General features: G+C 72.9%; 18 protein-coding genes, 1 tRNA gene and 2 pseudogenes. 7 read left to right on the top strand and 14 right to left on the bottom strand.

Annotated elements, in window-relative coordinates; all coding sequences use genetic code 11:
* Nucleotides 1–54 precede the first annotated feature (54 nt).
* Nucleotides 55–1,620, bottom strand: a complete 1,566-nt coding sequence (locus tag KCH_RS11545; protein WP_035862285.1) for an APC family permease — start codon at nt 1,618–1,620, stop codon at nt 55–57.
* 339 nt (nt 1,621–1,959) lie between these two features.
* Between KCH_RS11545 and KCH_RS11550 the strand changes: the two genes are divergently transcribed.
* Nucleotides 1,960–3,306, top strand: coding sequence for an acyltransferase (locus tag KCH_RS11550; protein ID WP_035862288.1), 1,347 nt, complete (start codon nt 1,960–1,962; stop codon nt 3,304–3,306).
* A 3-nt stretch (nt 3,307–3,309) separates the two neighbouring features.
* On the opposite strand, the gene KCH_RS11555 is transcribed toward KCH_RS11550, so the two are convergent.
* The 3 genes from KCH_RS11555 to KCH_RS11565 form a co-directional block, all read right to left on the bottom strand.
* Nucleotides 3,310–3,882, bottom strand: coding sequence for a class IV adenylate cyclase (locus tag KCH_RS11555; protein ID WP_035862292.1), 573 nt, complete (start codon nt 3,880–3,882; stop codon nt 3,310–3,312).
* 44 nt (nt 3,883–3,926) lie between these two features.
* Nucleotides 3,927–4,493, bottom strand: coding sequence for a flavoprotein (locus KCH_RS11560; protein ID WP_035862295.1), 567 nt, complete (start codon nt 4,491–4,493; stop codon nt 3,927–3,929).
* 108 nt (nt 4,494–4,601) lie between these two features.
* A tRNA-Val gene (locus KCH_RS11565) sits at nt 4,602–4,673 on the bottom strand.
* A 193-nt stretch (nt 4,674–4,866) separates the two neighbouring features.
* Between KCH_RS11565 and KCH_RS11570 the strand changes: the two genes are divergently transcribed.
* Together KCH_RS11570 and KCH_RS39460 are read left to right on the top strand one after the other, a co-directional pair.
* The gene (locus tag KCH_RS11570; protein ID WP_035862298.1) at nt 4,867–6,105 is read left to right on the top strand and encodes a coiled-coil domain-containing protein; all 1,239 of its coding nucleotides are present in this window, start codon (nt 4,867–4,869) and stop codon (nt 6,103–6,105) included.
* Nucleotides 6,106–6,197: 92 nt separating this feature from the next.
* Nucleotides 6,198–6,412, top strand: a pseudogene (locus tag KCH_RS39460) (FmdB family zinc ribbon protein).
* Nucleotides 6,413–6,486: 74 nt separating this feature from the next.
* Here KCH_RS39460 and KCH_RS11575 read toward each other — a convergent pair.
* From KCH_RS11575 to KCH_RS11585, 3 genes and pseudogenes are all read right to left on the bottom strand, one after another.
* The gene (locus KCH_RS11575; protein ID WP_035862302.1) at nt 6,487–7,332 is read right to left on the bottom strand and encodes a haloacid dehalogenase; all 846 of its coding nucleotides are present in this window, start codon (nt 7,330–7,332) and stop codon (nt 6,487–6,489) included.
* Between the two features lie 30 nt (nt 7,333–7,362).
* Nucleotides 7,363–9,911 (bottom strand): annotated as a pseudogene (locus tag KCH_RS43295) (phosphoribosyltransferase).
* Between the two features lie 239 nt (nt 9,912–10,150).
* A complete protein-coding gene (locus tag KCH_RS11585) occupies nt 10,151–11,326 on the bottom strand; it encodes an HpcH/HpaI aldolase/citrate lyase family protein (RefSeq protein ID WP_035862305.1) in 1,176 nt (391 codons plus the stop codon).
* Between the two features lie 341 nt (nt 11,327–11,667).
* Between KCH_RS11585 and KCH_RS37155 the strand changes: the two genes are divergently transcribed.
* A complete protein-coding gene (locus KCH_RS37155; RefSeq protein WP_051652978.1) occupies nt 11,668–12,759 on the top strand; it encodes a TerD family protein in 1,092 nt (363 codons plus the stop codon).
* Here the strand turns inward: KCH_RS37155 and KCH_RS11595 are convergent.
* Complete coding sequence (locus tag KCH_RS11595) at nt 12,726–13,472, bottom strand: TerD family protein (protein WP_035871595.1); 747 nt, start codon at nt 13,470–13,472, stop codon at nt 12,726–12,728. The genes KCH_RS37155 and KCH_RS11595 overlap by 34 nt on opposite strands.
* Before the next feature lie 235 nt (nt 13,473–13,707).
* Between KCH_RS11595 and KCH_RS11600 the strand changes: the two genes are divergently transcribed.
* A complete protein-coding gene (locus KCH_RS11600; protein ID WP_035862308.1) occupies nt 13,708–14,805 on the top strand; it encodes a DUF2637 domain-containing protein in 1,098 nt (365 codons plus the stop codon).
* Nucleotides 14,806–14,880: 75 nt separating this feature from the next.
* On the opposite strand, the gene KCH_RS11605 is transcribed toward KCH_RS11600, so the two are convergent.
* From KCH_RS11605 to KCH_RS11625, 5 genes are all read right to left on the bottom strand, one after another.
* Nucleotides 14,881–15,966, bottom strand: coding sequence for a DUF475 domain-containing protein (locus KCH_RS11605; protein ID WP_035862311.1), 1,086 nt, complete (start codon nt 15,964–15,966; stop codon nt 14,881–14,883).
* A 48-nt stretch (nt 15,967–16,014) separates the two neighbouring features.
* Complete coding sequence (locus KCH_RS11610) at nt 16,015–16,590, bottom strand: TerD family protein (RefSeq protein ID WP_035862313.1); 576 nt, start codon at nt 16,588–16,590, stop codon at nt 16,015–16,017.
* A gap of 481 nt (nt 16,591–17,071) precedes the next feature.
* Nucleotides 17,072–17,647, bottom strand: a complete 576-nt coding sequence (locus tag KCH_RS11615) for a TerD family protein (RefSeq protein ID WP_035871597.1) — start codon at nt 17,645–17,647, stop codon at nt 17,072–17,074.
* Between the two features lie 125 nt (nt 17,648–17,772).
* Nucleotides 17,773–18,231: a peroxiredoxin gene (locus tag KCH_RS11620; protein WP_035862326.1), complete on the bottom strand. Its 459-nt coding sequence runs from the start codon at nt 18,229–18,231 to the stop codon at nt 17,773–17,775.
* 198 nt (nt 18,232–18,429) lie between these two features.
* Nucleotides 18,430–18,867, bottom strand: a complete 438-nt coding sequence (locus KCH_RS11625; RefSeq protein ID WP_035862329.1) for a DUF3052 domain-containing protein — start codon at nt 18,865–18,867, stop codon at nt 18,430–18,432.
* A 458-nt stretch (nt 18,868–19,325) separates the two neighbouring features.
* Here KCH_RS11625 and aceE point away from each other — a divergent pair, with 458 nt between their 5' ends.
* Nucleotides 19,326–22,076 carry a pyruvate dehydrogenase (acetyl-transferring), homodimeric type gene (gene aceE / locus KCH_RS11630; protein WP_035862331.1) on the top strand — a complete coding sequence of 917 codons (2,751 nt, stop codon included), beginning with the start codon at nt 19,326–19,328 and terminating at the stop codon, nt 22,074–22,076.
* A 119-nt stretch (nt 22,077–22,195) separates the two neighbouring features.
* Here the strand turns inward: aceE and KCH_RS11635 are convergent, their stop codons facing one another.
* Nucleotides 22,196–23,782, bottom strand: coding sequence for an MFS transporter (locus KCH_RS11635; protein ID WP_035862333.1), 1,587 nt, complete (start codon nt 23,780–23,782; stop codon nt 22,196–22,198).
* Between the two features lie 127 nt (nt 23,783–23,909).
* Between KCH_RS11635 and KCH_RS11640 the strand changes: the two genes are divergently transcribed.
* Nucleotides 23,910–24,575 carry a TetR/AcrR family transcriptional regulator gene (locus tag KCH_RS11640; protein ID WP_035862336.1) on the top strand — a complete coding sequence of 222 codons (666 nt, stop codon included), beginning with the start codon at nt 23,910–23,912 and terminating at the stop codon, nt 24,573–24,575.
* Nucleotides 24,576–24,614: the final 39 nt, after the last annotated feature.

The raw sequence follows: 24,614 nt of genomic DNA on the forward strand, positions 1-24,614 counted from the left end.
GCGTGGCGACAGCCGGCGGCGCTGCCGGCAGGAGGCCGCCAAAGGCCGGCCGGCTCAGTCGGGGATGATCAGCGCGGGGGTGTCGCGGGTGAGCACCTCGCCGCGGAAGAACGCGGGGCTGCGGCGGACCATCACGGCCATCACGACCAGGCCGAGCGCCAGCAGGCCGGCGCCGACCACGAAGACGCTGCCGATGCCGAACACCGAGCTGCCGCTGCCGTAGGACGGGTCGATCATGTCGATCATCGACTTGCCGAAGATCGCGGCCAGGGTGAGCCCGCCGATCACCGGGAAGACCACCTTGAGCACCGCGTCGCGCAGCGACTTGCGGAAGTCGCCGCGGAAGTACCAGGCGCAGGCGAACGCGGTCAGCGAGTAGTAGAAGCAGATCATCAGCGTCAGCGCGGCGATGGTGTCGGCCAGCACGTGCGAGCTGACCAGCGTCATCACGGTGTAGAACACGCCGGTGCCGACACCGGCCGTGACGATCGCCCGGCCCGGGGTCTTGTAGCGCTCGTTGACCCTGGTGAAGGAGGCGGGCAGCGCCTCGTACACGCTCATCGCCAGCACGGTGCGGCTGACCGGGATGAAGGTGGTCTGCAGGCTGGCGGAGGCGGAGGCCAGCACCGCAACGAACAGCAGCACCCCGAGGACCGGGCCCATCACCGGGCCGGCCAGCACGGCCAGCACGTTGGAGGAGGTCTCCGGGTTGCCGAGGCCGGTGCCGGTGGTGCCGACGCCCGCGTACATCTGCACCGCGACGGCGGTGAACAGGTAGGAGCCGACCAGCACCACCATGGCGAGCATCGCGGCCCGGCCGGGGGTCTTCTCGCTGCCGCCGGTCTCCTCGTTGGCGCTCAGACAGGCGTCCCAGCCCCAGTACATGAACAGCGACAGCGACAGGCCGGCCACGAACGCGGTGAAGGAGCTGGCCGCGAACGGGTTGAGCCAGCTCCAGGAGAAGTGCAGCGACCCGGCGGCGCCGTGGCCGGTGGCCTTGGTGATCGCCATGACGCCGAACAGGCCGAGGACGGCCAGTTGCAGGCCGACCAGGGCGTATTGGACGCCCTTGGTGGCGGTCATGCCGCGGTAGCTGATCATCGTCGCGACCGCGATCAGCCCCAGGCAGGTGACCACGTGCACCAGCTTGTTGTCGTTGAGCGCGGCGACCGAGTCGCTGCGGGTGATCTCGCCGAGCAGCAGGTACAGGTACTCGGTGGCGACGCCCGCGAGGTTGGACAGCACGATGATGGTGGCGATCACCAGGCCCCAGCCGCACATCCAGCCGACCTTCGGGCCGAACGCCTTCACCGTCCAGGTGAAGGAGGTGCCGCTGTCGGGGATCGCCTTGTTCAGCTCCCGGTAGGCGAAGGCCACCAGCATCATCGGCAGGAAGCCGGCCAGGAAGAGCGCGGGCATCTGCAGGCCGACGGCGGCCACGGTGGTACCCAGCGTCGTGGTCAGGCAGTACACCGGGGCGACCGTGGACACGCCGATCACGGCGTTGCCGAGCAGGCCCACCGAGTTGCTGTTGAGGCCCTTGGAGCGGACGCCGCCGGGGGCGTCCGACCCGGCGGCGACGTCGGCGCCGGTCCGCGGGCGATTGTCGAGCTGAACCATGCGGGAACCGTAACTCCCACTGTTTCCGCAGCTTGTCACGGCGAGAGTCCACGGTTTACCTGGGTTTCGGGCACTGCTAGGCTCTGTTTCCGTTGATTACATGATCTTTTCGCGGGTATTGCCTTCGTTTCCGCCCTGGAAACCCGCTCTCGACCCGGGACGAAAACCGCACCTCGCCCCGTTCCGGCCCTTTCGGACATCGGTATGAGAAACGACACATACCCGTCCGAACCGGGAACCGGCCGCCCGGACGGCGCGTCAACGACCGTTCGGACACCTCTGGTTTCCGCCGCCCGCGGGCCCCTATGGTTCCCCCGTCACTCCAGGGAGGGGACCGGCATGACCGGCACGCTGACGTCCGACACCGAAATCCGCACCGTCCGGGCCGGCCGCCCCGGGCCCGGTCCCGTCCGCTGCTCCGTCGGCGACCTGCTGCTCGCCGACCTCCCGGTGTCCGTGGTCCTCTTCCACGACCGCCCGCTCGACGCCGACGCCCTCGCCGACGGCCTCGCCCGCGCCCTCGACCGGCTGCCCGAGTTCGCCGGCCGCCTGCGCACCGGCCCCGACGGCGACCTCCACATCGACACCGACGACTCCGGCGTCCCCTTCACCGTCGCCGACGCCCCCTGGACCCTCACCGAGGCCTTCGACCGGATGGCACTGCCCGCCAACGGCCTGGTCGACCACGTCCGCGCCGCCGACGCCCGCCGCGAGCGCCTGCCGCTGCTCACCGTCCGGCTCAACCGCCTCGCCGACGGCACCGGCGCCCTCGGCATCTCCTGGCACCACGCCGTCGGCGACATGCACACCTTCGCCCTGCTGCTGCGCACCTGGTCCGCCTGCACCGAGGGCGCCGAACCGCCCGCCCTCTCCCCCACCGCCGACCGCGACCGCCAACTCGACGCCCACCTGCCCGCCGAGGACGGCGGCACCCCCTCGCTGCGCCTGCCCTCCCCCGAGGAGGCCGCCGAACTGCGGCGCACCGTCGCCGCCGCCGGCCTCGCCAACCGCACCGTGCAGATCTGGTTCTCCCCCGCCGAGGCCGAACGCCTGCGCACCGCCCTCGCCGCCGAGGCCGGCCGCCGGCTCTCCGTCAACGACGCGTTCTGCGCGCACCTGCTGCACGTGCTGCGCGAACTCGACGGCCGGGCGGACCAGGAACAGACCCTCACCGTGCCGGTCAACCTGCGCCGCATCCTCGGCCTGCCCGACGGCGCGCTCGGCAACCTGCTCGGCGAGATCCGGCTGCCGCTCCGCCCCGGCGCCACCGCCGCCCGGTACGCCGCCGAACTGCGCACCGCCGTCGAGGAGTTCACCGAACGCCACCTCTCCGCCCGGAGCAACCTGCGGTTCCTGCAGAGCATCGGGCCCGACCGGATCACCGACTGCGTGCCCGCCGGCTTCGACCCCGCCCGGCGCACCCTCACCCTCTCCAGCTGGTGCCGCCTCGGCCTGCACGACCTCCCGCTGGCCGGCCACCGCCCGATCGCCTTCAGCCCCGCCGCCACCCTCCAACTCCCGTGGAGCTCCTGGCTGGTCGAGGGACCCGGCGGCGAGGGCCTGCTCTGCACGCTGGTCCTGCCGGCCCGCCTCGCCGCGAAACTGCGCGGCGCGCCGGACCTGCTGCACCGCTACCGGGAGGCGTCCGACCCGCTGCCCGCCGTCGGGCCGCGCAAGCTGCTCTGAGCGTCAGCCCGCGGCCCTCGCCCGGGCGACGGCGTCCGTGTACAGCTCGGTGGTGAGGTCCGCGTCCGCGACGCCGAGGCGGCGCAGCGCGCGGCGGACGGCCGCCAGCGCCGCCGGCAGGTCCGCGGCGTCCCGGGCCGGGGTCTCCACCTCCAGGAACACCCCGGCCAGCTCCGGCACCGCCACCACGGTCGCCAGCAGCGGGCGGCCGTCCTGGGTCAGCTCCCAGTTCCGGCAGCGCTTCTCGAAGGCGAGCGTCTCCACCAGCCCGCTCCCGCGCAGGACCGCCCGGGCCGCCGCCGCGTCGCCCACCGCCGTCTCGGTCTCCGGCTTCGACCCCGACGCCTCGTCCACGGCCGCCCCTTTGTACGTCAGCAGCGCCCGCGTCCCCGCCGCCCCGGTCACCGTCCGCACCCGCACCTCGGCTCCCGCCGCTCCCAACTCCCCACCGGGCCAGTCGAAGTAGACGTCCCGGTACACCTCCTCCCGCCCCGGGCCGCCGGCCCACGCCGCCAGCCGCCCGACCAGCCCGGCCGGGTCCGCCACCCGGGCCTTCAGCTCCGCCTCGATCGTCATACCGTCCCTTCCCTCCGTCCGGCATCCTGCCGGCCCTGTCGGCGCTACCGGTCCTGCCCGCCGAGTACCCGCTCCACCGCGCGCAGCGCCGCGTCCCACGGGTACGGGAGGGCGTCGCCGGTGCCGGGCTCGTTCGGGACGAAGCCGTCCTCGCCGAGCAGGACGTGGACGCCGGCCTCGCGCAGGGTGGCCGCGCTGCGGGCGAACTGCGGGTGGGCGGCGAGCGCCGTGTTGACGCACGGCATGACGAGCACCGGGACGCCCTTGCCGAGCGCCTCGGCCGCGTAGCCGACCACCCAGGAGGTGGTGAGGCCGAGGGCCAGGCTGTTGAAGGAGTTGAAGGTGGCCGGGGCGAACAGCACCGCGTCCGGCGGCGGCAGCACGTCCGGCCGGCCCGGCCACCGGTACGCCGACTTCACCGGGTACCCGGTCAGCTCCTCCAGCTCCGGCAGCTGCGCCTCCAGCCACCCCCGCGCCGCCGGCGTCAGCCCGACCGCCACCTCCCACCCCCGCCCCCGTGCGTCCCGGACCGCCCCCGGCAGCCCGAACACCGCCCCCGCGCCCGACCCGAACAGGTACACCACCGGCCGCCCGGCCCCACCGCTCTCCATCCCGCCATGCAACCGGCCCACCGCCCGTCCCCGCAATCCCGCCGGCCCGGAAACGCCGGAAGCCCCGAACCGATCCCGGCCCGGGGCTCCTGCACTGGTCACGCACTGTGGGCGCAGACGGTTTCGAACCGCCGACATCCGCCTTGTAAGGGCGGCGCTCTACCGCTGAGCTATGCGCCCCCGCCGAGGTGGACCGGCGGGGCCGGTCGCACGACGAGTGGACAGACTACCTGGTCCCGGGTGTGGTTCGCCGCCCCCTGCGGAAGGGGGTGTCCCGGGGGGTGCCGGGCGGGGCGGGTGATCGGCAAGAATGGCGAGTGGCGTGGCTGGACGGAACGGAGCAGGGAGCGCGTGGTGAGGGTGGCCGGCGGCGGTGGCGGGGGTCGGGCGGCTGGTGGGCGGCGGCCGCCGGGACGGCGCGCGCGCGGACGCCAGGGCGGCCCGGGAGGCGGCCCAGGAGTCGTTCTACGAGCTGGACTCGGCGCAGCGGGACGCCCTGCTCGCCGTGGAGACGGTGAAGTCGGCGGGCGAGCCGGCCACCGCCCGCCGGGTGGAGCAGGAGTACGCGGACCTGGTGGCCCGGATCGACCAGGTGACGGTGGCCTACCTGGGCGCGCTGGACGCGGTCGACCTGGAGGCGGCCGAGCTGGACCCGTCGGCGGCGTCCCGCGCGAAGCAGCAGTTGGAGCAGGCGAAGCGCGAGCTGGACGCCAAGCGCACCGAGCTGGGCACCTTCGTGGGGCGGCTGCAGCCGCTGGTGGAGCACGCCGAGGCACAGCTGATCCGGGTGACGCCGGCCGTGGAGCGGGCCAAGCAGGCGCTGCTGGCTGCGCACACCGCGCTGGAGCAGGCCCGCGGCGCGGGGCTGCGGGCGGACGACCTGGCGGCCCGGCTGGCGGAGCTGTCGCCGGAGCTGACCAGGCTGAACCAGGGGGTGTCGCAGCACGGCGTGCCGGCCACCCTCCAGCGTGCGGAGGACGTGGTGCGGCGGGCCGAGGCGGTCCGGGCGGAGGCGGCGGGCCTGCCGGAGCGGGCCGGTGAGATCGACCGCCGGGTGGGCACGCTGCGGACCCGGATCGACGCGCTGGAGAACCGGGCGGGCACGGTGGAGCCCGCGCTGAGCGAGCTGCGGCGGCGGTTCTCGGCGGCCTGCTGGCAGGACCTTCAGCACGTGTCCGCGCAGACCGCGGACGCGGTGCGGACCGCCCGGTCGCGGCTGACGGACGCGGTGCAGGCCCGGGGCGACCAGCGCTGGGCGGACGCCACGGCGGCGATCGGCACGGTGCGGGCGCTGCTGGACACCGCGGAGGGCTCGGTGACGGCGGTCAACGAGCGGTTGCGGCAGTTGAACGAGGTGCAGCACGACCCGCAGCGGGAGATCGAGCGGGCCCGGTTCGCGCTGCGCGACGCGCAGCGGCTGGCGATGGCGGGCCGGCAGGCGCCGGATCCGCGGCACGCCGGTCCGCTGGACGCGGCGGTGGGCCGCCTGGACCGGGCGGTCGCCTCGCTGGAGCAGGCCGGTCGGCACCCCGACTACTGGCAGTTCCTGACCGAGTTGGCGGCGGTGCGGGAGACCGCGGCCGAGGTGGTCACGATGATCCGGGGCCACTGAGCGGACGACGGCCGGAAGCGGGGACGGCGGCCGGCGGCCGGGACGCCGAGGGAGCTGCCGGTTCGCGGCGCGCCCTCGGTACCCTGCTGACCATGCCTCGCTACGACTTCCGCTGCCGCTCCTGCGGCGCCACGTTCGAACTGAGCCGCCCGATGGCCCGGGCCAACGATCCTGCCGTCTGCCCGCAGGGCCACCCCGACACGGTGAAGCTGCTGTCGACCGTCGCCGTCACCGGCGCGGCGGGCGCGGCCGCCCCCGCGCCGAGCGGCGGCGGGGGCGGCTGCTGCGGGGCGGCTGCTGCGGCTGACCGGCCGCGGGGTGACGGCACGTCCGAAGCAACGGTGCACCGGAAAGTGACGGCGCGCCGGAAGTGACGGTGCGTCAGCCGACGGCGGCCGTCACCGCGCCGGCCCGGACCCGGGCGAGCATCTGCCGGACGATCTCCTCGCCGGCCGCGACGCCGATCTCGGTGAGCGCGGTGACGCCGTCGGCGGCCCACCCGGTCTCGGCGAGTTCGCCGTGGCCGGGGCGCCAGCCGTGGTCGGCGGTGAGCAGGAGTTCCGCGTCGAGCAGGGAGTCGCCGGCGGCGAGGACCGTCTGCGCGCCGGTGCGGCGGCGGACCTCGGCGAGCGCGGCGCTCTTGGACAGCGGCGCGGGCACCGCGTAGACCTTGCGGCCCTGGAGGGAGACCGTCCAGCCGCGGTCGGCGCACCAGGCGGTGAGGTCGTCGATCCAGCCGGCGGGGAGCTCGGCGCGTTCGACCACCAGGTAGGCGAACAGGTCGTCGGCGACCCGCCGCTTGTGCGTCCACTCCGGGTCGGCGGCGATGGCGAGGTGTTCGACCACCTCCGGCAGGGGGGCGCTGGCGGCGTCCAGCCGGGTGCGGACCTCGCGCTGCCAGTCGGTGTCGGGCACGCCGTCGACCAGCAGGTGGCCGCCGTTGGAGCAGACCGCGTACGGGGGGAGCCAGCCGGGGGTGGGGCCGGGCAGGTTGATCCGCTCGTACTGGGTGCGGGTGCGGGTGGTGATCGGGACCACCGGGACCTGCTCGGCGAGTTCGGCGAGCAGTTCGGCGGCCTTCTCGGTCATGAAGGAGAGCGCCTTGCCGTCGTGCACCTCCACCGAGAGCAGTCGCGGGGCGAGCCGGTCGGGCACGTCCAGGGCGAGCGCGCGGTTGGAGTAGACGAGGGTGCGGTCGAGGTCGCTGGCGACCAGGAACTGCGGCACGGGCGGGGTCTCCTTCGGTCGGGGGCAGGGTCAGGTGTGGACGGCGGTGCCGTCCGCACCGGTGGCGCCACGGGTGTAGCGCGGGTGGATCAGGCCGACGCAGCTGTAGGGCAGTTCGTCGACCTCTTCGACGGGGACGCCGCGCTGGGCGGCGAGCAGCCGGACGTGGTCGAGGTCGGCGCCGGTGCCGCGGCGGGCGAGGATCCGCCAGGGGACGCGGCGCAGCAGGACCCGGGTGGTCTCGCCGACGCCGGGCTTGACCAGGTTGACGCTGTCGATGCCGTACTCGGCGCTGATGCGTTCGACGGCCGCCCAGCCCTCCCAGGTGGGGGTGCGGTCGGCGGTGGCGAGGCGGGCGCTCTCGGCGGCGACGGCGTCGGCGACGGCGGGGAACGCGGCGGCGACGGTGTCGACGAACTGGGCGGAGACGTCGGCGCCGGCCAGCTGCCGGTAGTACTTGGCGCCGTGGAACTCGCCGGGCCCGGTCAGGTCGGCGCGCAGCACGGTGCGGGAGATCAGGCCGGAGACGGTGGAGTTGAGGCAGGCGGACGGGATCAGGAAGTCGTCGCGGGTGCCGTAGGTGCGCACGCAGCTGCCGGGGTCGGCGAGGACGGCGAGGCCGGGGTCGAAGCCGGTGCCGGCGAGTGCCTGGTCGAGTTCGCGGGTGATGGCGCCCTTGCCCGTCCAGCCGTCGACGAAGACGACGTCGGCGGGGCGGTGGTGGGCGGCGAGGTGCTGCAGGGCGACCCGGTCGATGCCGCGGCCGCGGACGATGGAGACGGTGTAGTGCGGCACGTCGAGGCCGTGGGCGTGGGCCAGCCAGCGGCGGATCAGCACGCCGACGGGCGTGCCGGCCCGGGCCAGCGAGGCGAGCACCAGGTGCGGTCCGCGTTCGCGCAGCAGCGTCTCGGCGACGGCGCCGACGGCGGTGGCGAGGCGGGTCGCGGAGGCGTCCAGCGCGGTGTGGAACAGCTGCTGGTACTCGGCGCTGGGCTGGTACTCGACGGGCAGCGATTCGGCGTAGTGGGCGCCGCCGGACTGCACGGCCTCCTCGCGTTCCTCGGTGGGCGCTTCGAGGTGGACGTCGGAGAGGTCCTTGAGCAGCCAGGTGACGTCCGCGGCCGGGTAGCTGGAGAAGGCCGGCCCGTGCAGCGGGCGGGCGGTGGGCGGGGACGGGCGGTGTGTGGGGTCATGCCGGGCCTTCGGTGGGGTGCGCAGGGGTGATGCTCGGTCAGCGGGTGGTCGGCGGGGCGTCAGGCGGGTGGCGCGGGGCGGTACGACGGGAGAACGGCGAGCACCACGTGGTCGGTGGTGGTGCGCAGGCGGGGCAGCAGGGCGTCGGGGCCGTGGTGCAGGGCGGGGGTGTCGGCGGGGTCGTCGACGACCAGGACGACGGTGTCGAAGCGGCGGGCCGGGTCGCTGCCGGGGGCGACGTTGTAGGCGTAGCGCTCGGTGGAGTCGTCGCCGGCCGGGTCGTCGTGGGCGGTGAAGGCGAGCCGGGTGCGGATCGCGTAGCCGGGGTGGTCGTGGGCGAACACCGGGGAGCGGGTGGTGGTGGAGAACCGCACCTCGGCATCCGGCAGTCGGCGTTGCAGCGCCTCGGCGAGCCGCAGCGGGGCGTACATCAGCTCCTCGCAGCCGAGCACCAGGACGCGGCGGGGTTCGGGGCCGACGGCGGCGGCGAGGGCGGCGCCGAGGGCCGGGAGCGCCTCGTCGAGGCGGCGGCGGTGGGCGGGCGTGAAGCCGTGCCGGCCGCCGTCGGGCAGGCCCTCGGGCCAGGGCAGCCGCAGCCGCGTCAGTTCGCCCTGCGGGCCGGCGGGTCGGGGCTGGTCGGGGGCGGCGTCGATGAGGGCGCGGGCGCGGTCCAGCACGTCCTCCGGGAGGTGGACGCCGCCGCCGGCGGTGGCCACCAGGTCGACGCGGGCGCCGAGTTCGGCCGCGGCCTCGTGCAGGCGGGCGCGGTCGGCGGGGGTGCGCAGGTCGACCAGGGCGACCACCACGTACCGCTCGCGGGGGTGGGCGGCGTGCAGGGCGCGGACGGTGTTGAGGACGGTGGTGCCGGTGGAGAACTCGTCGTCGACCAGCACCAGGGGGCCGTCGCCGGCGAGCAGGGCCGGGTCCTCGGGGAGCAGCAGGTGGCTGGTGGCGTGCGAGTGCTCCTCCTCGAAGCCGCCGAGCGGGGCGAGGCCGGGCACGGGGCGGCGGGTGGAGTGCAGGTAGGGCGCGTCGAGGCCGTCGGCGACGCTGTGGCCGAGGGCGGTGGCGGTCTCCGCGTAGCCGAGGACCACGGCGCGCGCGGTGTCGGCGGGGCCGAGCAGTTCGGCGACCCGGCGGCCGAGTTCGAGGCCGGCGCCGTGCACCACCTCGGGCCGCTGCGGGACGTGCTTGCCCAGCACCTGGGAGACCAGCAGGTGGGCGCGCTTGGGGTTGACGCGCAGCGCGAGGCCGATCAGCGCGGTGAGCTCGGGCCCGCCGCTCAGGCGCAGGCCGAGGCGGTCGGTGACCCACTGGCCGGTCCAGGGCTCGGCCCCGACCGGCCCGGGGGCGGTGGTGTCGGCGGTCATCGGGGCTCCTCTCATCACGACGACGGGCGGCGCGGGTGGTGTGCGTGGTGCGGATGGTGCTGGTGGTGCCTGGTAGGACGCACGGGTGCGCGTCCGGGTTCGAGCGTACGGGGCGGGCCGGGGCCCGCGGATCGGCCGTCCGGCGAGGTCTCCCGCACCGTTCGGCGAGGTTCCGCGCGCCGTTCGGTGCGGGTCGGCCCGCCGCCCGGTGGAGGCGAGGGTCGTCCGATCGGCCGACGGGGGCTGACGCCCCGTCAGGCGACGCAGGCGGAGAGCAGTTCGGCGAAGGACACCTCGGCGCGGGCGACGCCGAACACCTCGGCGCGCAGCAGCACCCGCTCGGCCCAGGCCCGGTGCGGCTTGGCCTCGTTCATCTTGTTGGTGTACGCGGAGCGGCTGACCCCGCCGCCGCCGCGGTGCTGCTGGAGGATGTCGCGGGCGTCGCACAGCTCCTCGTGGGTGACCACGGACAGCGCGTGCACGGCGGCGACGTGGCTGGGGTGGATGCAGGTCTTGCCGAGCAGGCCGTTGGCGCGGTCGAGTTCGATCTCGCGGATCAGCCCGTCCAGGTCGTGCTCGATCAGCCGCTGCCGGACCCGGTCGGCGGGCGGGGTGGCCTCGGCGAACGGGGTGCGGCGCAGCTGCGGCTTGAACATCCGCTCCTGGAGCGGGAAGTACTCCCAGACCGGCCCGGTGACGGTGAACCCGGTGCCGTCGGCGCGGCCCAGCACGTTGACCACGTCGCCGATCACCTGCGCGACCAGCGCCACGTCGTACGCGGTCAGGTCGGGCGAGCGGCGCAGCCCGTACGCGGAGCACAGGTCGGTGACGCCGAGCCGGACGGCGAGGACCCGTGCGCGGTGCTTGTCGAGCAGGCGGGCGATGCCGAAGAGCTGCTCGCGGCGGCTCTCCAGGTGGGCGAGTTCGGGCGATTCCAGCACCGGCATGACGAACAGCCGCTGCCCGCCCGCCTCTTCGGCCTCGGCCAGCGCCTCCAGGAAGGGCTGGCCGCTGTCCTCGGTGAACTTGGGCACCACGAAGCCGCTGAGCAGCCGCAGCGCGGGGCCGAGCCGCCGGGCCAGGTCGGTGATCTGCTCGGCGGCCCGGACCCGGACGAACAGCAGCGGCAGGTCCGGGCCGTCGGCGGAGTCCGCGGCGAGTCCGGCGAGTTGGGCGACCAGGTTGTGCTCGGCGTCGGTGACCTCGTGGTCGGCGATCGCGTCCTCCAGGCACAGCACCATGGAGACGACGCCGCGGGCGGCCTGCTTGCGGATGTCGCCGGCCAGGGTGGGGCGGGTCGCGGGGCTGTAGAGCGTGGCGCCGAGCGCGGTGGCCAGGACGTCCGCCGGGCTGTCCCGGTCGAAGGCGGCGGGCTGCTCGTGAAAGAGCCGGCTGCGGACGTCGTCCGCGAGATGCCCGAAGTGGCGCAAAGTGCTCTCCCGCTGTGGTCTGTCGGGGCCCCGTTCGGGGGCCTGGAACGGCTGACGCCTCGACACATGGACGGTTGGCGCGGCCGGATAGTTCGCCGGTGCGCGGTCGCCGCGGTGGGGTGCGGGGGCAGCGGGCCGCCGGCCGCCCATCGTACGACCGGACGAGGCCGGCAGGGCCGTTCGAAACATCGAATTCTCGCAAGCTTGTCGGCGCCGTCATCCGCTGCCGCCGCCGGCACCCTCCCGCGGCGCCGCGGGCGGCCTCCCGTCCCGCCGCGGGGCTCGCCGATGCCGCGCCCCGCGTTGTCCCGGGCCCCCGGCAGGCGGCAGGATGGTGCGTTATGACGCACGTGATGGCGAAGGGCGCCAATATCCCGCTGACGGCCAACGCCGTCCGTGCCGTCCTGCGTTGGACGGACACCCCGGGCATCCCGGACGTGGACGCCTCGGCCCTGCTGCTGGCCGGCGACGGCAGGGTGCGCGACGACTCGGACTTCGTGTTCTACAACCAGCCCCGGCACCCGTCCGGCCTGGTCCGCCACCTGCCCAAGCAGGCCGCGGACGGCTGGATCTGGGACGCGGTGGAGATCGACCTGGCGAAGCTGTCGGTCGGGGTGGACCGGGTGGTGCTGGCCGGCTCCGCCGAGGGCGGCGCGTTCCCGGCGGTGCCCGGCCTGCGGGTGCTGCTGTTCGACGCCGGCGCGCCCGAAGGGACGCCGGCACTGGCCGAGTTCGCCGTGGACGAGCACGAGCAGGTGACGGCGCTGGTCGCGGCCGAGCTGTACCGGCGCGCGGGCGGCTGGAAGTTCCGCGCCGTCGGCCAGGGGTACGTGGACGGGCTGATCGCGCTGGCCACCGACTTCGGCATCACCGTGGAGGACTCCGCCGGCGACGGCGGCGCCCCGCTGGCCGCCGATCCGCGGCTGCCCGGTCCGGCGCCCGCCGCCGCGCCGGCCGCCGCCCGCCCGCGCCGCTCCCGGCGGACGAGGACGACTGGACGCTCGCCCCGGCCCGGCCCGCCGCGGCCCCCGCGCCCGTCGCCGCCGCGCCCGCGGAGCCGGCCGCCGCGCCGCCCGCGCCGATCGCTCCCCGCCGCCGCCCGCGCTGCCGCCGACCGTGCACCACACCGCGCAGGCGGCCCCGCCGGCCGCCGGGTACGGCTACCCGCCGCCGCAGCCCCAGCCGCAGGGTTACGGCTACCCGCCGCCCCAGCCGGCCCCGGGCGGGTACGGCTACCCGCAGCCGCAGGCCGCGGGCTACGGGTATCCGCAGCAACCCCCGGCCCAGCCGCAGCCGTTGCCGCAGCAGCCGGCGCCGCCGCAGCCCCAGCAGCCGGGCGTGCCGTTCGCGCTGCCGCCGCAGGGCCCGCAGTTCCAGCCGCGCTGAGCCGGGCCGGCCGTCACTGGCCGGCCGGCTCCGAGGGCGTCTTGTAGCCGCGCTCCCACTGCATGCCGAAGCCGTAGAGCCGGTCCAGGTCGGACTGGAAGCCGTGCACGTACCGCACTTCGCGGCGGATGGTCAGCTTGCCCTCGCCGTCGTTCTCGATCAGCACCACGGCGCACGAGCGGGCCGCGGCGGCCCGCTCGTCCAGCTTGATCTCGATCCGCGGGCCGCTCTGCGGGACGATGGTGACCACCGCCTGGGTGCGGTCGAACGCCGGGGTGTCGTCGTAGATGTAGACGAACACCAGCAGCCGCTTGAACTGGTCCTTCTTCTCCAGGTTGATGTGCATCGTCTCGCCGGAGGGCGCGCCTGACACGTCGTCACCGGAGAGCTTGATGTACGGCGGCTTGTTCAGGTCCCCGAACAGCCGGCCCAGCGGCTGCACCACGCCCCGGGTGCCGTCGGCGAGTTCGTACAGGCAGGCCAGGTCGAGGTCGACGCCGACCGGGGCGTCGCCGGCGGTGGCGGGCGCCAGCGGCCGCAGGATCCGCGGGTCGAAGAACCGGCGCAGCGCCCCGGCCGCGGTGGGCCGTTCGGCGCCCCGGGTCGACCAGTGCAGGTTGATGTACAGGTAGCCGGTGGTCGCGGCGGAGCCCGTGATGGCGTGCTGCGGCTGGGACTTGGTCAGCGTGATCTTGAACTGCCCGCCGGTGTCGAAGCTGTTGCTGCGGTCCCCTTTCAGGAACTCCCACACCGAAACCATCGTGTCCTCCCCCAGCACCGGTACTGTTCTCGACCTCTCCATACCCATCCGCGGGCCCCTGAGTCAACGTCAACCCGCCGGTGTGGCCCGCTGGCAGAGGGTTCGTCACTCCCGTACGATGCCTGCCCCCCGGACGCGATATCGTCTCTCCGCACAGGTGTCCCGTGCGTTGTCCCGTGCGTCACGTCACCTCCAACTTCCCCCTGCCCTGCGGAAAGCCGAGGCCCTCCCCGCGATGAACCTCTCCTCCATACAGTTGGTCTGGGCCGTGGTCGGCGGTGCAGCCCTGCTGTTCACCGCCATCCTGGTGGCCTTCCTGCGCTTCAAGAACAACAAGCCCGAAGAGTCCGGCGACTCCTGGGAGCGCAGCGAGGAGCGCCGCCGCCGCAAGGAGGCCGTCTACGGCGGTGCCTCGTACGTCCTGCTGTTCTGCTGCGCCGGTGTCGCCGCCGCGCTGTCGTTCCACGGCCTGGTCGGCTTCGGCCAGCAGAACCTGAACCTGTCCGGCGGCTGGGAGTACCTGGTCCCGTTCGGCCTGGACGGCGCGGCCATGTTCTGCTCGGTGCTCGCCGTCCGCGAGGCCAGCCACGGTGACGCGGCGCTCGGCTCCCGCATGCTGGTGTGGCTGTTCGCCATCGCCTCGGCCTGGTTCAACTGGGTGCACGCGCCGCGCGGCGGTGCGCACGACGGCGCCCCGCAGTTCTTCGCCGGCATGTCGATCTCGGCGGCCGTGCTGTTCGACCGCGCGCTGAAGCAGACCCGCCGCGCCGCGCTGCGCGAGCAGGGCCTGGTGCCGCGCCCGCTGCCGCAGATCCGCGTGGTCCGCTGGCTGCGCGCCCCCCGCGAGACCTACGCCGCCTGGTCGCTGATGCTGCTGGAGAACGTCCGCAGCCTGGACGAGGCCGTCGAGGAGGTCCGCGAGGAGCGCCAGGCGAAGCTGGACGCCAAGGTCCGCGCCCGCAGCGCCGACCGCCGCGAGCGGGCCGAGCTGAAGGCGATCTCCCGGCAGAACGGCGTGCTGGCCCGGGCCCGGCACGCCCGCCAGGTGCCGGCGCTGGCCGCCGCGGGCGACTCCCCGTCGTCCGCTACGGAGCCTGCCCTAGCCGCCGAGGAACCCGCCCTCGACCCGAGCGGCCCGTCCGCCCTGGAGCCCGCCGCCCTGAACGCCGGCCGCCGCCCCCGCGCCGCCGTCGAGTCGACCCCCAGCAGCACGAGCAGCAGCAGCTCGTACTCGTCCAGCATCGACCTGACGATGGACGAGGACACCCTGTCGATGCCGAAGCTGGACTCGCTGGAGCGCAAGCTCCGCGCGATCGAGCAGCAGCTCGGCTGACGCCCGCCACGACGAGAGCCGCCCACCGGGGACTTCCCGGTGGGCGGCTCTCGTCGTGCGGGGCGCGGGAGCCGGCTAGCTCTCGGTCGCCGCACCCTCCAGCGCCTGTTCGCGCTTGTTGCGGACCATCGAGGAGGCCAGCGCGGCGCCGATGAAGGCGACGCCGATCAGGCCGGTGACGATCTCCGGGATGTGGAACTTGATCGAGGCGAGCAGGATCAGCGCCAGCGCGCCGATCGCGTAGTGCGCGCCGTGCTCCAGGTACACGTAGTCGTCCAGGGTGCCCTTGCGGACCAGGAAGACGGTCAGCGACCGGATGTACATCGCGCCGATGCCGAGGCCCAGGGTGATCTGGAAGATGTCCTGCGAGATGGCGAACGCGCCGACCACGCCGTCGAAGGAGAACGACGCGTCCAGGACCTCCAGGTAGAGGAACAGGAAGAACGCCGCCTTGCCGCCGACCTGGACGATCGACTTGCCCTTGCGCTCGGCCTCGTGCTCGGCCTCCTCCTGCTCCTCCAGGCCGGACTCGAACACCCCGGACAGGCCGTTGACGGCGAGGTAGGTGGCGAGGCCGCAGACACCGGCGAGCAGGACCGTTTCGGCGCGGTCACCCGCGAAGAACCGGGACGACAGGGCCAGCACCACCAGCGCGATGACCGAGGAGAGGGCGTCCAGCCGGCCGATCTTCTCCAGCGGCTTCTCCAGCCAGCGCAGCCAGTTGAACTCCTTCTCCTCCAGGATGAAGTCGAGGAAGATCATCAGCAGGAAGATGCCACCGAACGCGGCGATCGCCGGGTTGGCCGCCTCCAGGTACTGCGCGTAGGTGTGGCCGTCGTGGGTCTTGCTGGAGTCCAGCGCCAGCTGGACCACGGTCGACGGGTTGAGGTGCGCCGTCAGCGCCACCACCAGCAGCGGGAAGACCAGCCGCATGCCGAAGACCGCGATCAGCACGCCGACCGTCAGGAAGATCTTCTGCCAGAACGGGTTCATCCGCTTGAGGACGGTGGCGTTGACGACGGCGTTGTCGAAGGACAGGGAGATCTCGAGGATCGAGAGGATCAGGACGACGCCGAATCCTTCGGCCCCCCAGATCAGGCCGGCGGCGATCAGGCCGGCGATCGTGATGGCGAAGGACCATCCGAACGTACGGAGGAACACGGGGTCAGTTACCTTTCTGACTACCGGAATTGACCGATTCCGGGGTGCTTACTGAACGTTGACGCCGAAGTCGAGCGCGATGCCGCGCAGGCCGGAGGCGTAGCCCTGGCCGACGGCGCGGAACTTCCACTCGCCCTGGTAGCGGTACAGCTCGCCGAAGATCATCGCGGTCTCGCCGGACGCGTCCTCGGTGAGGTCGTAGCGCGCGATCTCGCTGCCGTCGGCCACGTTGACCACGCGGATGTAGGCGTTGGAGACCTGCCCGAAGCTCTGCAGCCGGGCGTCGGCGTCGTAGATGGAGACGGCGAAGACGACCTTGTCGATCTGCACCGGCACGAGCTCGAGGTTGACCTCGACCACCTCGTCGTCGCCGTCGCCGTCACCGGTGAGGTTGTCGCCCTGGTGCTCGACCGAGCCCTCGGGGCTGCGCAGGTTGTTGTAGAACACGAAGTACTCGTCGCCGAGGACCCGGCCGGCCGCGCACAGCAGCGCGCTGGCATCGAGGTCGAACGGCGCGCCGGTGGTGGACCGCGCGTCCCAGCCGAGACCGATCCGAACCTGCGTCAGGTCCGGCGCGGCCTTGGTCAGCGAGACGTTTCCGCCCTTGGCGAGGGTGACGGTCATGGTCTTTCCTCCCAGCTCCCGTCTCCGGGGCTCCCGGGGTGTGCAGCGGTGGTCCGCCGTCGGACCGCCCGGGAGGGCCGGTCCGGCGGGGCACGTCCGAAGGACGCACCCCAAGAGATCTACGCCCCCCGGCGGCCGTCCAGTGCTGCACACCCGACTGAACTTCCTGAACTCCGTTTGCTCCGCCCGGTCCGCAGGCCCCGCCGCGCGGGCCCGAATCGCCCGCGCACGCGCCCCCGGCCGGTGGACGGATCGCGGCCGAATCTATCAAGCGCCCCCGTCCCCCCTCCGGCGGCGACCGGCCGGAATCCGCCCGTCGCGCCGCCGGACCGCCGGAGCGCGCGCGAACGCCGCGGGCCGGGCCCGCGGGAAGGCCCGGCCCGGAAAACGCCGAGGGCCGGGCCCGCGAACGGACCCGGCCCGCACCGTGCGTGACGGCGGCTCGGACGTGGCGCGACGTCGGCCGCCGGCGGCCGACGGCTCAGACGTTGACGCCGAAGTCCTGCGCGATGCCGCGCAGGCCGGAGGCGTAGCCCTGGCCGATGGCGCGGAACTTCCACTCGGCGCCGTTGCGGTACAGCTCGCCGAAGACCATCGCGGTCTCGGTGGAGGCGTCCTCGGAGAGGTCGTAGCGGGCGATCTCGGCGCCGCCGGCCTGGTTCAGCACCCGGATGAAGGCGTTGCGGACCTGGCCGAAGCTCTGCTGCCGGTTCTCCGCGTCGTAGATCGACACCGGGAAGACGATCTTGGCCACGTCGGCCGGGACGGAGGCCAGGTCGACCTTGATCTGCTCGTCGTCGCCCTCGCCCTCGCCGGTGAGGTTGTCGCCGGTGTGCTCGACCGAACCGTCGGCGCTCTTCAGGTTGTTGAAGAAGATGAAGTCGGCGTCGGAACGGACCCGGCCCTGCTCGGTGCAGAGCAGCGCGCTCGCGTCCAGGTCGAAGTCCGTGCCGGTGGTGGTGCGTACGTCCCACCCGAGGCCGACGACCACGGCGGTCAGGCCGGGCGCCTCCTTGGTGAGCGAGACATTGCCGCCCTTGCTCAGGCTGACACCCACGTGGTCCTCCAAGAAGTCGGGTTCCCGATCCGTCAACGGCCCGATCGTAGTGCGGGGTTCCCGGCCGGTGGCGGCGACTCGGCCCGGCGCGCAGCGGAAATCCGCTGCGCGCCGGGCCGGGGCCGTCAGAGCGCGCCGAGGGCGGCCAGGTACTCCTGGGTGTCGCGGGCGTCCGGGAGGCCGTTGACGACGCTCCAGCGGACCACGCCGTCCTTGTCGATCACGAAGGTGCCGCGGACCGCGCAGCCCTTGTCCTCGTTGAAGACGCCGTAGGCGCGGGAGACCTCGCCGTGCGGCCAGAAGTCGGACAGCAGCGGGTACTCCAGGCCCTGCTGGTCGCCGAAGACCCGCAGCGAGAACGGCGAGTCGGCGGACACCGCGAGCACCTGGACCGCGTCGTTCTGCAGGCGCGGCAGCTCCTTCTGGATCTCGCAGACCTCGCCGGTGCAGACGCCGGTGAAGGCGAACGGGTAGAAGACCAGGACGACGTTCTTCTCGCCGCGGAAGTCGGACAGCTTCACCGACTCGCCGTGCTGGTTCTTCAGCTCGAAGTCGGGGGCCTGGGCGCCGATCTCGATGGCCATGAGGGGACCTTCCTGCCGGAACGGGTGGTGCGGGCAGGGAAATCCTCCCATCCGTCCGCCCCCGTTCAGCCGTTCGGGTGAGGCCCGGGGCCGTTCGAGGCCACGTTCAGCTCTCAGAGAACAGGGTGGCGGCGGCACGCGCGCGGGCCCCGGCGGAGTGTTCTCCGCCGGGGCCCGCGGGTGCTCGCGGTCCGAAGCTCAGCGCTTGCCGGTCTTCGAGGCCTTCGGGGTGGCCAGGCGGGTGCCCGCCCAGTCCTTGGCGATCGCCACCGAGCTGGTCTGCGACAGACCGGCGGTCTTCGCGGCGTCGGCGATCTCGTGCGCCTCGACGTGCCCGTCACGGCCGGTCTTCGGGGTGAGCAGCCAGATCAGGCCGCCCTCCGCCAGGTACTCCAGGGCGTCGACCAGGGCGTCGGTGAGATCCCCGTCCTCGTCGCGGTGCCACAGCAGGACGCCGTCGGCGACGTCGTCGTAGTCCTCGTCGACGAGTTCGGTGCCAGTGATCTCCTCGACGCCCTCGCGGAGCTCGTCGTCACTGTCTTCGTCGTACCCGAGCTCCTGAATGATCTGGCCCTCTTCGAAGCCCAGACGAAGCGCCGGGTTGGACTTGTCCGCGGGGTCCGCGGTCGCGCTCACGGGAATAACCTCCAGTATTCGGCTCGGCATCCATGCCGAGGCTGTGGCCGTAGTCCACACGGGAGCGGCGGTTCGCGCAAGTACCCGACCCCCGATCCCACCCAAAGGTTGACGTGTCGAGGGCCGACACGCCGCACCGGGCGTGGCCAATCGCACCGAAATGTCCGTTTCGGCATCGGACGAGGACGCTCCGCCGGCCGCCCGCGGACGGGCCGCACGCCTGCCCGAGATGCGAACGGCATTCGGGCCTGCCCTGCATGCGGGCGTAAAGTCTCCTGTTGGCCCTCATCCCGGCCGGCCGCCATTGTCCGGCCGGGGTCCCAGGTCGGACCACCTCCTGACCGTACCGCCCAACCGGCGGAACGGTTACCGATCGGTAGAGATGACGGATCTCCGAACGCGGTAGCACGATGGAGGCGGCGCGACAACTCAGTTTCGACCGACAGTGAAGGAACAGCGTGGCTTCCGGATCCGATCGCAACCCGATCATCATTGGCGGCCTCCCGAGCCAGGTCCCGGACTTCGATCCCGAGGAGACCGCGGAATGGCTGGAGTCGCTTGACGCTGCCATCGACGAGCGCGGGCGCGAGCGTGCCCGCTACCTGATGCTGCGGCTGATCGAGCGCGCCCGTGAAAAGCGTGTCGCCGTGCCCGAGATGCGCAGCACGGACTACGTCAACACCATCGCCACCAAGGACGAGCCGTTCTTCCCCGGCAACGAGGAGATCGAGCGCAAGATCCTCAACGCGACGCGGTGGAACGCGGCCGTCATGGTCTCCCGCGCGCAGCGGCCGGGCATCGGCGTCGGCGGCCACATCGCCACCTTCGCCTCCTCGGCCTCGCTGTACGACGTGGGCTTCAACTACTTCTTCCGCGGCAAGGACGCCGACGGCGAGTCCGGCGACCAGGTCTTCTTCCAGGGCCACGCCTCGCCGGGCATCTACGCCCGCGCCTTCCTGCTGGACCGACTGACCGAGCAGCAGCTCGACGCGTTCCGGCAGGAGAAGTCCAAGGCGCCGTTCGGCCTGTCCAGCTACCCGCACCCGCGGCTGATGCCGGACTTCTGGGAGTTCCCGACCGTCTCGATGGGCCTCGGCCCGCTCGGCGCGATCTACCAGGCCCGGATGAACCGCTACCTGGAGCACCGCGGCATCAAGGACACCTCCGACTCGCACGTGTACGCCTTCCTCGGCGACGGCGAGATGGACGAGCCCGAGTCGCTCGGCCAGCTGTCCCTGGCCGCCCGCGAGGGCCTGGACAACCTGACCTTCGTGGTCAACTGCAACCTGCAGCGCCTCGACGGCCCGGTCCGCGGCAACGGCAAGATCATCCAGGAGCTGGAGTCGCAGTTCCGCGGCGCCGGCTGGAACGTCATCAAGCTGATCTGGGACCGCACCTGGGACCCGCTGCTGGCCCAGGACCGCGACGGCGTCCTGGTCAACAAGCTGAACACCACCCCGGACGGCCAGTTCCAGACCTACGCCACCGAGACCGGCTCGTACATCCGCGAGCACTTCTTCGGCGGCGACCTGCGCCTGCGCGCCATGGTCGAGAACATGACCGACCAGCAGATCCAGCACCTGGGCCGCGGCGGCCACGACCACCGCAAGGTCTACGCCGCGTTCAAGGCCGCCCGCGAGCACCAGGGCCAGCCGACCGTCATCCTGGCGCAGACCGTCAAGGGCTGGACGCTGGGCCCCAACTTCGAGGGCCGCAACGCCACCCACCAGATGAAGAAGCTGACGGTCGAGGACCTGAAGCGCTTCCGCGACCGGCTGCACCTGCCGATCACCGACAAGCAGCTCGACGAGGGCTACCCGCCCTACTACCACCCGGGCCGCAACTCGGAAGAGATCCAGTACATGCACGACCGCCGCGAGGAGCTCGGCGGCTACGTGCCCACCCGCAAGGTCCGCCCGCGCAAGCTCGAACTCCCGGGCGACGACGCGTACAAGGCGGTCAAGAAGGGTTCCGGCAACCAGACCATCGCCACCACCATGGCGTTCGTCCGGGTGCTCAAGGACCTGATGCGGGACAAGGGCATCGGCAACCGCTTCGTGCCGATCGCGCCGGACGAGTACCGCACCTTCGGCATGGACTCGCTGTTCCCGTCCGCCAAGATCTACAACCCGCTCGGCCAGACCTACGAGTCGGTCGACCGCGAGCTGCTGCTGGCGTACAAGGAGTCCCCGAGCGGCCAGATGCTGCACGACGGCATCTCCGAGGCCGGCTGCACCGCCTCGCTGATCGCCGCGGGCTCGTCCTACGCGACGCACGGCGAGCCGCTGATCCCGGTGTACGTCTTCTACTCGATGTTCGGGTTCCAGCGCACCGGCGACCAGTTCTGGCAGATGTCCGACCAGCTGGCCCGCGGCTTCGTCATCGGCGCCACCGCCGGCCGCACCACCCTCACCGGTGAGGGCCTGCAGCACGCCGACGGCCACTCCCAGCTGCTGGCCTCCACCAACCCCGGTGTGGTCGCCTACGACCCGGCCTACGGGTACGAGATCGCCCACATCGTCCAGGACGGCCTGCGCCGCATGTACGGCTCCTCCGCCGAGCACCCGCACGGCGAGGACGTCTTCTACTACATGACCGTCTACAACGAGCCCATCAAGATGCCGGCCGAGCCGGAGGGCGTCGACGTCGACGGCATCCTCAAGGGCATCTACAAGCTCAGGGACGGCGACGCCGGCCAGATCCCCGCGCAGCTCCTCGCCTCCGGCGTGGCGGTGCCGTGGGCCCTGGAGGCGCAGCGCATCCTCGCCGAGGAGTGGAACGTCAAGGCGGACGTCTGGTCGGCCACCTCCTGGAACGAGCTGCGCCGCGACGCCGTCGAGGCGGAGGAGTTCAACCTCCTCCACCCGGAGGAGCCGCAGCGCGTCCCGTACGTGACCACCAAGCTCTCCGGGGCCGAGGGTCCGTTCGTGGCCGTCTCCGACTGGATGCGCGCCGTCCCGGACCAGATCGCCCGCTGGATCCCCGGCCAGTACCAGTCCCTGGGCGCCGACGGCTTCGGCTTCGCCGACACCCGCGGCGCGGCCCGGCGCTTCTTCCACATCGACGCCCAGTCGATCGTCCTGGCCACCCTCACCGAACTGGCCAAGCAGGGCAAGATCGACCGCTCGCTGCTGAAGTCCGCGATCGACCGCTACCAGCTGCTCGACGTGGCGGCGGCCGACCCGGGCGCGGCCGGCGGCGACGCCTGACGCTCCGACACAGAGATCCGCCCGAGGACGGGAGTCCCGTTCTCGGGCGGATCTCTGCGTTCTGCGCTTCCGCTCCGCGCAGGTCCCCGCGCCCCTGCGGGGCGCGGGGTGACCGCGCGTCAGATGTGCACGGCCGGACCGGCCTCGTTCGCTCCGCGCTTGGTGAGCAGGCCGAGGCCCGCCGCGACCAGGGCGACGACGGAGGCGACGGTGAAGGCCACGCCCATGCCGCTGACGAAGGAGGAGTGGACGGCGTCGGCGACCGCGGTGGTGAGCTGTTCCGGGGTGCCCTGCGGCATCGGCGGGGCCATGCCCAGCTGCGCGGCCTGCTTGAGCTGTTCGCCCTGCTCGCCGGCCGGGAAGGGGACGCCGGTCGCGGCCCACTTCCCGGGCAGCACGCTGGTGACCTTGGAGGCCATCACCGCGCCGAGGACGGCGGTGCCGAGGCTGCCGCCGACCTGCATCGCGGCCTGCTGGAGGCCGCCGGCGACGCCGGACAGCTCCAGCGGGGCGTTGCCGACGATCACCTCGGTGGCGCCGACCATGACGGGGCTGAGGCCGAGGCCCATCAGCAGGAACCAGAGCGACATGACGCCGTTGCCGCTGTGGATGTCCAGGGTGGACATGCCGAGCATCGCGCCGGTGGTCAGCACCATGCCGCCGACGATCGGTATGCGCGGGCCGACCTTGCCGATCAGGAAGCCGGCCAGCGGGGCGCCGACGATCATCATGCCGGTCATCGGGAGCAGGTGGACGCCGGCGTCGACCGGCGCCATGCCGTGCACGTTCTGCAGGTAGAAGGTGACGAAGAAGATGCCGCCGAAGAACGCGAACGCCATCAGCACCATCAGCAGGGTGCCGGCCGACAGCGGGACGGAGCGGAACAGCGCGAGCGGGATGAGCGGTTCCTTGGCGTAGTTCTGCCAGACCGCGAAGACCACCAGGGCGAGCACCGCGCCGCCGAGGAAGAGCAGCGTGGCCGGGTCGCCCCAGCCCCAGGTGGGCGCCTTGATGATGCCCCAGACCAGCATGAACATCGCTCCGGAGAGCAGCACGATGCCGGGGATGTCGAAGGACTTGGCGGCCTTCTCGGCGCGCACGTCCTTGAGGATCAGCAGGCCCAGCACCAGCGCGACGACGCCGACCGGGATGTTGATGAAGAACACCGACTCCCAGTTGACGTGCTCGACCAGCAGGCCGCCGACGATCGGGCCGGCCGCGGTGGAGGCGCCGATGACGCCGCCCCAGATGCCGATCGCCATGTTCAGCTTGTCGGCCGGGAAGGCCCCGCGCAGCAGGCCGAGCGCGGCGGGCTGGAGCAGCGCGCCGAACAGGCCCTGGAGCACCCGGAAGAAGATCACCTGCTGGACCGAGCCGGCGAAGCCGATCGCGGCGGAGGTGGCGGCGAAGCCGACCGCGCCGACCAGGAAGGTGGATTTGTGGCCGAACCGGTCGCCGATCTTGCCGGCGGTGACCAGGAAGACCGCGAGGGCCAGCAGGTAGCCGCTGGTGACCCACTGGATGTCGGCGGGGCTGGCGTGCAGGTCGAGCTGGATGGCGGGGTTGGCGATGGCGACGACGGTGCCGTCGAGGGCGACCATCATGACGCCGACGGCGACGGTCAGCAGGGTCAGCCAGGGGTGCCCCCGCAGCTTCCCTCCGGCGGCCGGGGCCGCCTCCTTGTCGAGTACGACGGACTGGCTCATGGCTCGGGACTTCCCCGTTCGTTCGGTGTGACGAGAGAGCGGCCCGCCCATTATGTCAGTAGCTGACAATCGACAATCGGTGACTTGTGCCACTTGATGACAAGTGGCAGAGCGCTATCGTTGAGGCATGGCCACCCCCACCACCGCCGTCGACCCGCAGCCCACTGGCCTGCGCGAACGGAAGAAGCAGCGCACCCGGGGCGCCCTGGTCGACGCCGCCAACCGGCTGTTCCTGGAGCAGGGGTACGGGAAGACCACGGTCGACGAGATCGCGGCCGCGGTGGAGGTCTCCCAGCGCACCTTCTTCCGGTACTTCGCCAACAAGGAGGAGGTCGCCCTGGCGGTGCTGGCCGACGCCGAGGAGACCTTCCTGGAGCTGCTGCGGGCGCGGCCGGCCGACGAGTACCCGCTGGAGGCGATGCGCCGGGCGGCCCGGCAGGTGTGGCAGCTGCTCGACCAGGGCCGGGTCGCCGAGCGCGGCACCGTCGCCGGGGCGCTGGAACTGTTCGAGCTGATCGAGTCCACGCCCACCCTGCTCGCCGCCCACCTGCGGCACACCCTGCAGCAGGAGGTCGAGGTGACCCGGGTGCTCGCCGAGCGCGAGGGCCTCGACCCGGCGGTCGACCTCCGCCCGCGGCTGCTGGCCGCCGTGTTCGGCACCGTGATACGGCTCTCGCACCTGACCTTCGCCACCGAGCGCGAGCCGCACCGGCAGGGCGTGGACGGCATGCTGGAACTGATGGAGCGCCACTTCGACCAGCTGGGACCGGCGTTGGCCGGCTCCTGGCGCTGACGCCCGGCCCGGGTAGTACCGCGGTATCAGACCGTCGCC

Source organism: Kitasatospora cheerisanensis KCTC 2395, assembly GCF_000696185.1.
GTDB lineage: Bacteria > Actinomycetota > Actinomycetes > Streptomycetales > Streptomycetaceae > Kitasatospora > Kitasatospora cheerisanensis.

Bases quoted from the DNA above. Each gene is read 5' to 3' on its own strand.
- KCH_RS11545 (WP_035862285.1), bottom strand. From the start codon at position 1,620: ATGGTTCAGCTCGACAATCGCCCGCGGACCGGCGCCGACGTCGCCGCC.
- KCH_RS11550 (WP_035862288.1), top strand. From the start codon at position 1,960: ATGACCGGCACGCTGACGTCCGACACCGAAATCCGCACCGTCCGGGCC.
- KCH_RS11555 (WP_035862292.1), bottom strand. From the start codon at position 3,882: ATGACGATCGAGGCGGAGCTGAAGGCCCGGGTGGCGGACCCGGCCGGG.
- KCH_RS11560 (WP_035862295.1), bottom strand. From the start codon at position 4,493: ATGGAGAGCGGTGGGGCCGGGCGGCCGGTGGTGTACCTGTTCGGGTCG.
- KCH_RS37155 (WP_051652978.1), top strand. From the start codon at position 11,668: ATGACGCACGTGATGGCGAAGGGCGCCAATATCCCGCTGACGGCCAAC.
- KCH_RS11595 (WP_035871595.1), bottom strand. From the start codon at position 13,472: ATGGTTTCGGTGTGGGAGTTCCTGAAAGGGGACCGCAGCAACAGCTTC.
- KCH_RS11600 (WP_035862308.1), top strand. From the start codon at position 13,708: ATGAACCTCTCCTCCATACAGTTGGTCTGGGCCGTGGTCGGCGGTGCA.
- KCH_RS11610 (WP_035862313.1), bottom strand. From the start codon at position 16,590: ATGACCGTCACCCTCGCCAAGGGCGGAAACGTCTCGCTGACCAAGGCC.
- KCH_RS11620 (WP_035862326.1), bottom strand. From the start codon at position 18,231: ATGGCCATCGAGATCGGCGCCCAGGCCCCCGACTTCGAGCTGAAGAAC.
- KCH_RS11635 (WP_035862333.1), bottom strand. From the start codon at position 23,782: ATGAGCCAGTCCGTCGTACTCGACAAGGAGGCGGCCCCGGCCGCCGGA.
- KCH_RS11640 (WP_035862336.1), top strand. From the start codon at position 23,910: ATGGCCACCCCCACCACCGCCGTCGACCCGCAGCCCACTGGCCTGCGC.